General features: G+C 67.1%; 9 protein-coding genes and 1 rRNA gene. 5 read left to right on the forward strand and 5 right to left on the reverse strand.

The window, feature by feature from the left end:
• Positions 1 to 241: 241 nt before the first annotated feature.
• Positions 242 to 1,906: a phosphoenolpyruvate--protein phosphotransferase gene (gene ptsP, locus LDL21_RS19015; RefSeq protein WP_225281172.1), complete on the reverse strand. Its 1,665-nt coding sequence runs from the start codon at positions 1,904 to 1,906 to the stop codon at positions 242 to 244.
• 6 nt (positions 1,907 to 1,912) lie between these two features.
• Positions 1,913 to 3,238 carry a PTS transporter subunit EIIC gene (locus tag LDL21_RS19020; RefSeq protein ID WP_225281173.1) on the reverse strand — a complete coding sequence of 442 codons (1,326 nt, stop codon included), beginning with the start codon at positions 3,236 to 3,238 and terminating at the stop codon, positions 1,913 to 1,915.
• Positions 3,239 to 3,412: 174 nt separating this feature from the next.
• On the opposite strand from LDL21_RS19020, the gene LDL21_RS19025 reads away from it, so the two are divergent.
• The 3 genes from LDL21_RS19025 to LDL21_RS19040 all read left to right on the forward strand — a co-directional run bounded on the left by LDL21_RS19025 (position 3,413) and on the right by LDL21_RS19040 (position 5,644).
• Positions 3,413 to 3,643, forward strand: a complete 231-nt coding sequence (locus LDL21_RS19025) for a PTS sugar transporter subunit IIB (RefSeq protein ID WP_067487390.1) — start codon at positions 3,413 to 3,415, stop codon at positions 3,641 to 3,643.
• On the forward strand, positions 3,640 to 4,089 hold the full coding sequence (locus tag LDL21_RS19030) for a PTS sugar transporter subunit IIA (RefSeq protein ID WP_181697939.1): 450 nt from the start codon (positions 3,640 to 3,642) through the stop codon (positions 4,087 to 4,089). The genes LDL21_RS19025 and LDL21_RS19030 overlap by 4 nt, the downstream gene beginning before the upstream one ends.
• A gap of 499 nt (positions 4,090 to 4,588) precedes the next feature.
• Positions 4,589 to 5,644: a class I SAM-dependent methyltransferase gene (locus LDL21_RS19040; RefSeq protein WP_225281175.1), complete on the forward strand. Its 1,056-nt coding sequence runs from the start codon at positions 4,589 to 4,591 to the stop codon at positions 5,642 to 5,644.
• Here LDL21_RS19040 and LDL21_RS19045 read toward each other — a convergent pair.
• Complete coding sequence (locus tag LDL21_RS19045) at positions 5,626 to 8,970, reverse strand: DEAD/DEAH box helicase (RefSeq protein ID WP_225281176.1); 3,345 nt, start codon at positions 8,968 to 8,970, stop codon at positions 5,626 to 5,628. The genes LDL21_RS19040 and LDL21_RS19045 overlap by 19 nt on opposite strands.
• Positions 8,971 to 9,048: 78 nt before the next feature.
• Complete coding sequence (locus LDL21_RS19050; RefSeq protein ID WP_225281177.1) at positions 9,049 to 9,303, reverse strand: hypothetical protein; 255 nt, start codon at positions 9,301 to 9,303, stop codon at positions 9,049 to 9,051.
• Positions 9,304 to 9,513: 210 nt separating this feature from the next.
• Here LDL21_RS19050 and LDL21_RS19055 point away from each other — a divergent pair, with 210 nt between their 5' ends.
• Complete coding sequence (locus LDL21_RS19055) at positions 9,514 to 10,065, forward strand: hypothetical protein (protein ID WP_225281178.1); 552 nt, start codon at positions 9,514 to 9,516, stop codon at positions 10,063 to 10,065.
• Between the two features lie 12 nt (positions 10,066 to 10,077).
• On the opposite strand, the gene LDL21_RS19060 is transcribed toward LDL21_RS19055, so the two are convergent.
• Positions 10,078 to 10,656 (reverse strand): SanA/YdcF family protein, encoded by a 579-nt coding sequence (locus LDL21_RS19060; RefSeq protein ID WP_225281179.1) that lies wholly within the window; start codon positions 10,654 to 10,656, stop codon positions 10,078 to 10,080.
• A gap of 538 nt (positions 10,657 to 11,194) precedes the next feature.
• Here LDL21_RS19060 and LDL21_RS19065 point away from each other — a divergent pair.
• Positions 11,195 to 11,299, forward strand: a 16S ribosomal RNA gene (locus LDL21_RS19065); the annotation flags it as partial.

Raw genomic sequence — 11,299 nt, forward strand, 5'->3', positions numbered from 1 at the left:
TACTGATGGCCCGGCGGCTACCGCCGCTGCAGGTTCGACCGGAGGCACCGTTGCTGCCTGGGGCCCACCCGACCCGACCGGAGGCGGCGGCCCTGCCGGTGATTTGGTTGCAACTGGAGGCCCGATCAGTGACATCCCCGCTGCCAGGGGAACGGCTGCCACCACGCTGTCGGCGGCCGAACGTCGCACGCCGCGCGCAGCCGCAGCGACCACCGAGCCGCTCGACCCCCCCGTCACCACCTCATGCCCGTCCAACGATCGCCGCGACCACCTCACGTGCCGTCTGTGGCCCGCGCGCAGCACACGCCGCATCGGCCGCTTCCTGGCAACGCTGGATGTCGATCCCTGCCAAGGCCGCTCGGACAGCGGGCAGGGCAGGCACCGACATCGACAGGCTCGTCACTCCGAGCCCGACCAGCACTGGCGCGAGCAGGGGATCCGACGCCGCCTCACCGCACACACCGACCGACTTGCCCGATGCCGTTCCCGCCGCGCCGACCATCGCGATCAAGTCGAGCACCGCGGGCTGCCAGGGATCGAGGAGCTGCGCGAGGCTGCCCGCCATCCGGTCCGCCGCACAGGTGTACTGGCTGAGGTCGTTGGTACCGATGCTCACGAAGTCCAGGTGCGCCAGCAGATCGGCCGCCCGCAATGCCGCCGCCGGGATCTCGATCATCGCCCCGAGCTTGCGCACCCCGGATTCCCTTGCCAGCGCCGCGAATCCGGCCGCCTCGTCGGCCGTGGCGACCATCGGTGCCATCACCCACAGATCGGCACCGGTCGCCTCACCCGCGCGAGCCAAAGCGGTGAGCTGGGTGGCCAGTGTTTCCGGGAACACCGACCCGATCCGCAACCCACGCACGCCGAGCGCCGGATTCTCCTCGGTCCCGAGATCGAGGAACGGCAGCGGTTTGTCCGAGCCCGCGTCGAGCGTGCGCACCACCACGCGGCGGCCCGCGAACTGTTCGAGAACCGCTGTGTAAGAGGCGGTCTGCTCGTCCAGCGTCGGCTCCGAGGCCTTGCCGAGGTACATGAATTCGGTGCGGAACAGACCCACACCCTCGCTGTCGACCGGCGCCGCCTTCACCGCGTCGTCGACCGTGCCGATATTGACCAGCAGGTGCACCGGGGTGCCGTCGGCGGTGCGCCCCGGCCCGCTGGCCGCCGCCAACCGCGCCTTGTCTGCGGCCGCTTGCTCTGCCGCCGCCTTCTGACGTTCAGGGCTCGGGTCGCCCACCACCACACCGGTCGAGCCGTCGAGCAGCACCGGTGCACCGTCGACGAGTTCGTCGGTCTGCGAGCAGTTCACTACGGCGGGCAGGCCGAGCGATTTCGCCAGGATCGCGGTGTGACTGGTAGGCCCGCCTTCGCTGGTGAGCAGGCCGACCACATCACTGCCGCCGAGCATCGCCGTGTCGGCCGGCGCCAGATCGCGCGCGACGAGCACGAACGGAAATCCCGGCTCGGGGATACCCGGCATCGGTTCACCGAGCAGCACCGCGATGGTTCGCCCGCCGATATCGCGCAGATCGGTCGCGCGTTCGGCCATGTACCCGCCCAGCGCCTCGAGCTTGGCGCAGAACCCCTCGAACGCCAGGTGCACGGCGTGCGCCGTCGGCATTCCCGCCTTCAATTCCTTCTCGGCGGCGGCGACGATGCCCGGGTCACGCGCCATCGTCGCCGACATCGAAAGGATCTCCGCCGCAACACCGTCCACGCGCGACGCCCTGGCGGCCATTTCGTCGGCCACCCTCGCGAGCGCCGCCTTCACCCGGGCCAGTTCCTCGTCGGGTGGCCCGCCGACCGGGTCCTGCGCGGAGGTCTCGAGCTGCGAACCGAATCGCAACCACGGCGCACACACCACCCCGGGACTGACCCCGAGCCCACGGATCACCTGTTCCGGCATCGGGCGTCACTCACCTTCCGGCTTCTTGTCCAGCTTCGTCTCGGTTCCATCGTTTCGAGTATCGTCGCTGTCCGCCGCTACGGGTTCGGCTTGTGCCTCGGCCACGCCGGAGACCTCCTCATCGGTCTCCGCCTCGCGGCCGGGTGTGCGCAGGTTCCACTTCTTGATCACGAAGCTGAACAGCAGGTAGTACACCAGCGCGTACCCGAGCCCGATCGGGATCAGCAGCCACGCATCGGTCGCCTTGCCGAAGTTCAGCAGATAGTCGATGGCGCCTGCCGAGAAGGTGAACCCGTCGTGGATGCCGAGCGCGTTCACCAGCGCCATCGACGTACCGGTCAGGATCGCGTGCACCACGTACAGCGGCCACGCCACGAACATGAACGAGAACTCGAGCGGCTCGGTGATGCCGGTGACGAACGCGGTGAGCCCGGTGGAGAGCATGATGCCGCCGACCAGCTTCTTCTGCGACGGCCGCGCATTGCGCCAGATGGCGAAGGCAGCGGCGGGCAGGGCGAACATCATGATCGGGAAGAAGCCGGTCATGAAGGTGCCCGCGCTCGGGTCACCCGCGAAGAAGCGGTTCAGATCGCCGCGCACCAGCTGACCGGAAGCATCGGTGTAGTCGCCGACGAGGAACCAGACCGTGGAGTTCAGAATGTGGTGCAGTCCGGTGGGAATCAGCAGCCGGTTGGCCGCGCCGTAGATACCGCCACCGACCACCGAATTGTCCGCGACCGCCTCACCGACCCAGGTGAGCGCCGAGTTGAACGCCGGATACAGGAAGGCCATCGCGACACCGACCACCAGACCGGTGACGGCGGTGAGGATGGGCACCAGTCGTCTGCCGTTGAAGAACCCGAGGAAGTCGGGCAGCTTCGTGCGATAGAACCGCTGCCACAGGATCGCCGAGAGCAGACCCATCACGATGCCGCCGAGCACGCCGTAGTTGATGAGAGCCTGTGCGCCCTTGGGGTCGGTCTTGCCTTCCAGCACGATCGGCGACATCGCCTCGAACACGCCGTTGATCACCATGTAACCGACCACGGCGGCCAGTGCGGTCGACCCGTCGGCCTTCTTGGCCCAGCCGATGGCGATGCCCACGGCGAAGATCAGCGGCAACCAGGTGAACACCGCCTGGCCCGCCGCCGAAATCACCGACGCCGCGCTTTCCAGCGCGGAGAAGCGGCCGAGTAGGTCGTCCTGGCCGAGACGTAACAGGATGCCCGCCGCGGGAAGCACGGCGATGGGCAGCATCAGGCTGCGGCCCAGGCGCTGCAATCCCGCGAATGTCTTGGATTCTTGCTTGGGGCTGTCGGTAACGGCAGTCATGTCGACCTTCTTCGTCCAGCGGTTGTGAACCAGTGGCTCTGACGGGTACTGTCCGGTCATAACCAGTTGTCAGTTTGACCAGGTGGCCGTCGGATGTCAACCGTGAAATATGACGTGGCGCACAACCGAGGCTCCCATACTGGAACCGGCTACCACCGCGGAAAGGGAGAACACATGTCCAAAGCGGAAGCGATCGTCCAGGGCCTGGGCGGCGCGGAGAACATTGTCGAGATCGAGGCGTGCATCACCCGTTTGCGCACCGAGGTACGCGACGGCGCCAAGGTCGACGAGGCCGCGCTCAAGGCGGCAGGCGCCCACGGTGTCCTCAAGTCGGGCACCGTCGTGCAGGTCGTCGTCGGCCCCGAAGCCGACACCCTGGCCGAGGACATCGGGGACATCCTGTGAACGTCACCGCTCCACTCGCCGGCCGCGTCATCCCGCTGTCGGAAGTTCCCGACCAGGTCTTCGCCGATCAACTGGTCGGCTCCGGCGTGGCCATCGACCCCGACCGCACCCGAGGCCCCCTCACCGTCACCGCCCCCATCACCGGCAAGCTCCTCAAACTCCACCCCCACGCCTTCGTGGTCTTCGGCGGCGGCGTCGGTGTCCTGGTCCACCTCGGCATCGACACGGTGAAACTCAAAGGCGAAGGCTTCACCCTCCACGCCACCGAAGGCGAAACCGTCGAGACCGGCACCCCCATCGTCACCTTCGACCCCACCGAGATCGCCGCCACCGGCAACCCGATCATCTGCCCGATCGTCGTAATGGATTCCCCGAAGAACTCCATCAATCCCGACACGATCGACACAGTCGTGGAACCCGGCGCACCCTTGTTCGATACGCCTTAACCGCGCGTAGCCAGCAGAGAATCAGCTGTTCTGGCAGCCGATCCCGTTCCCGTCGGCATCGAGCCCATATTCGTCGGGGCCGATTACTCGAACCGGGCCCGTGTATGCGGGCCCGTCCCCGCTGCCGCCCGCACAGTCGGCGTCGGGGGCGGTCGGAACGCACGGATCGTAGGAGGGATGGCACTCGCGGGGCGGCGGCGGTGGCGGTGGACAGAACTGGCTCGATCCGCTGTTGCACAGCAGATCGGTGACGGGATCAGCACTGGCTTGCGCCGGAAGCACGACAGCAAAAGCTATCGCGGCACAACAGGCTGGTCCGAGAAATGAGCTCGGCCTCATGACAACTCCGATCCTGTGAACTCTGCCCAGCCTCTCGCAAACAGGCGGCAATCGACAGCGGTGAGATCGAATCGTTGGGCACGCGGTGAACCGTGACGTTTCCTTGTCCGTTCTTCTTTCAGCAGGCTGTTCCAGCCCGCCTCGAATCAGGAGGACCCAAGTGAGCGCAGTGGAGCAGACCAGTGAGCAGTTCGCGCAGCGGTTGTTCGAGGCGGCGCTCGGCACGGTCGACATCCTGGCCATCCATCTGGGCGACCGGCTCGGCTGGTACTCGGCGCTGGCCTCGGGCCCAGCCGACGCGGCCGACCTCACCGCCCGCGCCGGCGGCGATCGCCGATACGCGCGGGAATGGCTCGAACAGCAGGCGGCGACGGGCATCCTCACGGTGACACCAGACGGCCGCTTCGCCCTCCCGGCGAGCGTGGCCGAGGTGCTCACCGATACGAACAGCCTGGATTACCTCGCCCCGCTCGCCCGGATGCTGGCAGGCGCGGCGGTCCAGCTGCCCGCCCTGGTTCGCGCCTATCGCGACGGCGGCGGTGTCGGTTGGTCCGAATACGGCACCGACGTGCGTGAATCCCAAGCCGACATGAACCGTCCCTGGTTCGAACACCGCCTGGCCGCCGACCTCGCCACCGTCCCCGACATGCATGCCCTGCTGTCTACCCCCGGTGCGCGAGTCGCCGATATCGGCTCGGGTGGCGGTTGGTCCTCGATCGCCTTGGCCCGCGCCTACCCCGACCTGCGGGTCGACGGCTACGACATCGACCAGCCGTCGATCGATATGGCCACCACCAATGCCGCCGCCTTAGCCGACCGCGTCCATTTCCACCATGCCGACGTCACGGCCGACCTCCCGGAAGCGACCTACGACGCCGTCTTCGCCTTCGAATGCGTGCACGACATGCCGTACCCGGTCGAGGTGCTGTCGGCCGCACGCCGTGCGCTGCGTCCGGGCGGGGTGATGATCGTGATGGACGAGGCCGTCGACCCGGACTTCGCTTCTCCCGCAAGCGATGTCGACCGCCTCATGTACGGCTTCAGCCTGCTTATCTGCCTACCGGACGGCATGGCGCACCCCGGCTCGGCGGGCACCGGAACTGTAATGCGCGCCGAGCAGCTGGGGGAGTACGCCCACAAGGCGGGCTTCACCACCGTCGACATCCTGCCAATCGAGAATTTCGGCTTCTGGCGGTTCTACCGGTTGACGGTCTGAGCGACCAGCTGATCGGACTCGGCAGGCCAATGCCGGGCGAGCACGTCGAAATACCGCTGGCTGCTCCACAGTCGATAGTTGCCGATCACGTACACCCGCCGCCGCGCCCGCGACACCGCCGCGTTCAGCACATTCGGGTTGGCGGCGGCCCAGCGCCGCGAACCGCCCGCGGCGGGTGAGGTGCCGAGTACCAGCACAACCACCTCGGCCGAGTTTCCACGCATGCCATGGATCGTGCCCACCTGGGCGGCGGCGAACTCGTCCCCGAGCACCTCGCGGGCGACACGCCGCGCACCGTCGGCGACATCGCGAAAGGGGCTGACCACCCGGATGTCGTCGGCCGCGACCCCGTCCTCCCGCAACTCCGTCAGCAAGGCACCGAGCGCCTCACCTTCGCCGGGAATCCAGTTCCCTTCGGCGCGTGCGGATCTCACATCGATCCACCGATCGTGTCTGGGGAAGTCGGGCCGCTCGGGCGTGCCGAAGACGAGCAGGTCGTCGTCGTAGGCGATCCGGTGGGTCAGTTCGAAGATCGGCAGATCGCTGCGCCGATGCACCCGCAACGGCGTTCCCACCCACACCGGCCGGTCGTAATCAGCGGGTGTCAGCCAGGTCCCGAACCGCACGCCGCGATCTGCCGCCTGTCGCGCCGAGGCCAGATCCGGCATCCACTCCGCATCGAGCCCGTACTGGTGAACCAGCGCCTCCTGCGCCGAAGTCGGCAGCGTCACAACAGGTCCCAACTGGCGATGATCACCGACGATCACCGCCCGGCGCGCGCGCCACAGACCACCCGCCACCGCCTGCGGTGCGGCCTGGCCCGCGTCGTCGACGAACAACCAACCGAGCGCCTCACGCCCCAGCCCGGCGAACAACTTGGGCAGCGCGGCGAACGTCGTCGTGAGCATCGGCACCGCGAGGAACAGCGTCTGCCAGGCGGCCGCGATGGTTTCCGCCTTCGGTGTCAACGCGAGTTCGTCACGGATCAGTGCGATCGCCACGATCAGGTTGTCGCGCACCCGGGGCGCGGCGTTCAGCAACAGCGCTCGATGCAGCCGCAGCGCCGAGAGGAAGAGCTCACGCCGAGCCGTCGAGTACTGCTCGTCGGCCCATGGATTACACAGCTGGAACTGCTCGTCGTCGGCCGCGACATCACCGAAAGGAATTGTCTCCGACCAGTTCTCGCGCGCCGCTTCGATGATGTCGAGTGCTCGTGCCCGCCGCTCGGTCAACGCGACGTGGTCGCGGATGAGGGTGCGCCCGTGCTCGGCCGCCTGCGCCCACTGCTCACGTGCGTGGTCGACCTCGCCCTGCCTCCGCCGCATCTCCGCCTCGGCGTCGTGCCGTTCGCGTAACAGCTCGTTGGAGCGCGCACTCCACCGCCGCCCCGCCCGGAACCCGGTCGACAACGACTCCGCGAACCCTGGTTTGCGCCCGCCGTGCTCGGTGAGCAACGTGCTGACCCGATGATGCGTGGCCTGCGCCGCACGCAGCTGTTCGGTTGCCTGCTGATGCTGTGCGCGCCAGTGTGCGTGTGCCGCATCGGCATTGGCGATCTCCGCCGACAGCGACAACAGGTCGTCGTTCATCGCGGGCAGTTCGGCGACCGCCTCGGCCACGTCCTGACGCTGCTGTGCGAGCGTTCGAACGTGCTCGCGCCGGCTCTCGAAGTCGCGCACGGCGGTCTGCCAGTCGGGCACCGAATCCGGATCCGCCTCAGCCTGTTTGAGCAGATCGAGCATTCCCGCCGAACCGGCCTGCGCCTTGCGTTCGGTAGCGAACCGGTCGCCGAACCAGAACTGCTCCCCGAAGGTTCGTCTCGCGCCGCCGAGAGCCGAGGCGATCAAACCCCACGCAGGTTCGCCGCTGACGAATTCGGCCAACTCGCCGAAGTGGTTGATCCGCACATCGGCGTCGATCGCGTCGCGGTGCTGGATCTCGGCCACCACATCGGCGGCGCTCCGGTCGCTGCCGGTGGCAAGCACCACCTCGAACCCGGTCATCTCGGGTGCGAGCCGGTGCGCGCCGACGGTGTAGTTCTTGGCGACCTGCACCTGCTCGGTGACACCGGTGAACACTTCCATCGGGTCGTCGAAAGTGGCCAGCCGCTCGGCTCTTTCGACCACGATCGCCGCGAGCAGGTCCCGCAGCATCGTCGTCGTTCCGGTGCCCGGCGCGCCGTGCACGGCGAAAATCCCTGCCCTGTCACGGAGTTCGGTCATCGCCTGATCTACCGCGAACTGCTGGCCCGCGACGAGCGGATCACCCGGCCACCGCCCGTCCGGAACGCGCTGGGGCAGCAGCCCCTCGACCATCACGTCCTGTCGCTGACGAACGTCGATCCGCCGATCGATGGGCAAGGTTTCACTCGCCGCGAGGTAGTCCCGCAGCGCCGCCCCGACGTCCCCACGCTCCACCGCCGCAGCGAGCGCACGCAGCTCCGCGCCCAGTCCGCTGTTGAGCCGATCCTCGGCCGCCGTGCTGTCGGCATCCCTGGCCGCGACCTGCACACACGCCACCCGCACCCCACCGGCGCGTAATTCGGACCGGATCGAGAGTGCCCCACACAGATCCCCCGCGAACGTCTGCAACGCCCGCCCGGTCACCAGTGGCGTACCGAATTCCTCGTTCGCCATGACGCCGCGCACGAACGCGGCGGCCGACATCCCCGCCAGCCCCGGCGAAACGACACCGTCCGCACCCGCCGCGATCAGCGAGGCGCCGACGCCACGACCGACCACATCCAAGGCACGCCAGCGCGGGCCGGGATCGTCGGCGTCCGGATCGACGCTCGGTACCTCGGTGGTCAGCAGGTCGAACGCGGCGGTGAATGCCGAGGAATCGTGCTCGAACCCGTCGGCCCAACCCGGATCGGCGGGGCCGGGGGAGCGCAACCGGTTGATCGCCCACGCCAGCCCCGACAACGTCGCCGATCCCTCGACGACCATGCCGTCGTCACTCAATGTCACTGCGAAAGTGGCTGTGGTTCCGGACTGTCGCGCGTCCGGCTCCAGCCCGTCCCGCCCGAAGGCGCGCATCAGCGATTCACGCGCACGCCCCACTTCGAACAGCCCGCCGAACACCACGAACTGCCATACCCGGCCCGGTTGCAGCGCGGGGAGCGCGGTGAGGTCTTCCCACGGTGCCGGTTCGTCGGCGCCGAGTTCCACCACCAGCGCACCGGTTTCGCGGCAGACCCCGACCTCCGGTACCAGTTGCGGACCGAACAGTTCAACGGTCCGCCAGAAACGCACGAGCCGCGCGGCATGCTCGGACCCGTTCACGATGCACCCCATTCCGTCGGCCAGCATGCTGACAACTCGCACCACGGTACGTGATGGCGCGTGCACGGGCACGGTAGGCCGATGGTCCCGTCACCGTCGGCGAGACCATCGGCGCTGGTCCTACAGGCGAGGCAGGCACCCGGCGGCCCGAAGCCGCGCCGCCAGCGACGAATTCACCATCGCGCTCGACCCGCCTCCGCCGGTGAGTGCCACCAGCACGTCACCACCGAGTCCGGCGCCGATCGAGCACCCGAGCACATTGACATCGATGTAGATGTTCTCCTTGGACTCCGGTTCCGCGACAGCCGAACCGGCCCCCATCGCCGTGGCGGCCACAACGGCCAGCATGATCCCAACAGCTTTGACGATGCGCACTAGCTCTCCTCGAATTGCGGTGATCGGAATCGGTCCATCCGGTCGCGGACCGACGAGAGGGTTGACCGAACCCCATCCGAAGAAACCTCGAGTCCGGTCCATATTTGCGTTGACGGCCGAACCCCGGAACCGCACGCTGACCCGATGGACGAGTTGAACCGCGCCGCAGACCTGTTCGCCGTCGGCGAGCTGGACGAGTCGCACCTGACGATGATCGGCGCCGAGGCTGTGGCCCGAGGGTTCGATTCCCCGGCGCTGATCGAACTCGCCTGCCTGCACCGAACCGATTGCCGCGACGCCCCGGAACTGTTCCGCACTGCGCTCGCCGAACTCGAGATCGTTCACCTCGGGGGTTGGCGCGAACAGGAGGTAGCCGTCCGGCTCAGGCGCGCGAACCGCAACGCCGCCGCCCTACTGGCCGACGAACAAGACGCCGACGAGTGCCTTCGCATGATCTTCACCGATCTGTTCGAGCTGACGATGCGTCCCGAGCCCGAACCACCGGAGTTGGAGGAACTCGCCTGGGACTTCTACACCATGCAAATCAGCCTGGAGGACGGCCTGGATGCCGCGATCACGTGGGACGAGATCCGCACAGGATGCCGAAACCTCCTGGCGGGCCCTCCCTATGCGCCTGTGTACCCGCGGGCCGGCCGGGTGAATGAAACCCCGCCCGAGCCGCACATCCCTGCGGAAACACCCGACCGTCCGACGCTGCTGGATCGACTTCGCGCCGGGCTCGCAGCAATCCTGCGCCGATGACCCTTCGGCAGATCAGCGCAAGATCATCTCGACGACCGCCTTGGGCGCCGCCAACCACTCCCGGATGTTGTTGCGCACCTCGGTGGCCCGCCTGCACTCGCAATAGGCGACCACCCCGTCGGCGTCGATATCCGCAGCCCGGCACAGCGCGACCGCCCGAGGCAGATGCTGGTACTGGCTGACGATGATCGCGCGCTCCACCCCGAACATCGAACGCGCCCGCTCACACGTCTCCCGCGTGGACAGGCCCTCCCCATCCGCTCGCACGATGCCCGGATCGACTCCGTGCTCGAGAAGATAACGCCGCATCGACGCGATCTCGTCGCCGGAAGTACCGCCGGCATCCCCAGACAGCAGGATCTCGCGCGCCTTCCCCGCCGCGACCAATTCGATCGCCACATCGAGGCGCCCCCGCAGGTACGCCATCGGCGTCCCGTCCGGCGCGACCCGCGCACCGGGAACAATGACAACCGGAACAGTGGGCGCTCCGGCCACATCACTGCGATGCCCCGACGACAACATCCACATGGCCGCATTGGCACAGACCGTCACCAACACCACGCCACTGGCCAACACCACGCCGGCCTTCATAACGCGACGTAACCGCCGCCGCCTTCCACTACGTTCCTCGCTCAACGCGCGACCCTCCCTTTGTTGTGGTTCGAAACCCGGCCTGACTAGGGAATTTGACATCGGAATTCCAGCCACGTAACTTTATTCCAGTCAGAGCGACACGGACACCGACCCGGTGCCGAAGAGCTGGTCCGACAGGGCCGCTACGGTACAGGGAAACGAGGTAGGACGATGAGCGCCTGACCGATCATGTGTTCAGGGTTCTTCCGGATTTGCGTCCGGCGGGTTGCTTGGACTACAGTACGAACCCTTGCCTCACCGAAACCCTTCACCGGGTGGATGTTTGTGCGTGTGTTCTTTGAGAACTCAATAGTGTGTCGATGAATGTCAGTGCCAATATTTTTATTGGTTCCAGCCTTCGCGTACCCCCCGGTCGTGGGAGGTTGGACATTTTGAACAACAGCGAATCTTAATTTGCTGGTGTTCGCTTTGCTAGATTTTTCGGACTCTAGTTAGATATTTCTGATTCGCCCCTTTGGGGGTGTTTCGAGAGTCTTCAACGGAGAGTTTGATTCTGGCTCAGGACGAACGCTAGCGGCGTGCTTAACACATGCAAGTCGAGCGGTAAGGCCCTTCGGGGTACACGAGCGGCGAACGGGTG

The sequence above is a fragment of the Nocardia rosealba genome, assembly GCF_020216065.1.
Lineage (GTDB): Bacteria > Actinomycetota > Actinomycetes > Mycobacteriales > Mycobacteriaceae > Nocardia > Nocardia rosealba.

Excerpts from the sequence above, each read along its gene's own strand:
- ptsP (WP_225281172.1), bottom strand. The coding sequence starts at position 1,906 with ATGCCGGAACAGGTGATCCGTGGGCTCGGGGTCAGTCCCGGGGTGGTG.
- LDL21_RS19020 (WP_225281173.1), bottom strand. The coding sequence starts at position 3,238 with ATGACTGCCGTTACCGACAGCCCCAAGCAAGAATCCAAGACATTCGCG.
- LDL21_RS19025 (WP_067487390.1), top strand. The coding sequence starts at position 3,413 with ATGTCCAAAGCGGAAGCGATCGTCCAGGGCCTGGGCGGCGCGGAGAAC.
- LDL21_RS19055 (WP_225281178.1), top strand. The coding sequence starts at position 9,514 with ATGATCGGCGCCGAGGCTGTGGCCCGAGGGTTCGATTCCCCGGCGCTG.
- LDL21_RS19060 (WP_225281179.1), bottom strand. The coding sequence starts at position 10,656 with ATGAAGGCCGGCGTGGTGTTGGCCAGTGGCGTGGTGTTGGTGACGGTC.